The sequence below is a fragment of the Burkholderia sp. SIMBA_051 genome (assembly GCF_046534915.1).
Classification (GTDB): domain Bacteria; phylum Pseudomonadota; class Gammaproteobacteria; order Burkholderiales; family Burkholderiaceae; genus Burkholderia; species Burkholderia ambifaria.
Window position 1 is genome coordinate 1 of record NZ_JAWRXS010000607.1, and the last position, 252, is coordinate 252.

The 252-nt window shown below is 63.1% G+C and carries 1 protein-coding gene; it reads left to right on the forward strand.

All coding sequences use genetic code 11. The features are described 5' to 3' along the window. Positions 1 to 62 precede the first annotated feature (62 nt). Positions 63 to 252: pyridoxal-phosphate dependent enzyme (locus SB771_RS35925; RefSeq protein WP_410722155.1), on the forward strand; the 190-nt coding region annotated here is incomplete at its 3' end.

Consider the following 252-nt stretch of genomic DNA (forward strand, 5'->3'; position numbering starts at 1 on the left):
GGCGGTGGCCGAGCGCGACGCACATTGAGGCGGCCGCGATTCAGTTCACGTCCGATCACACCATGCACGACGACTTCAATTATCTGACCAGTATCCTGAACGCTCCCGTCTACGACGTGGCCGTCAAGACCCCGCTCGAATCCCTGTCGCGGCTGTCCGAACGCCTGGGCAGTCGCGTCTTGCTCAAGCGGGAAGACATGCAGCCGAGCTTCAGCTTCAAGGTCCGGGGCGCCTATACGCTGATGGCGCGGC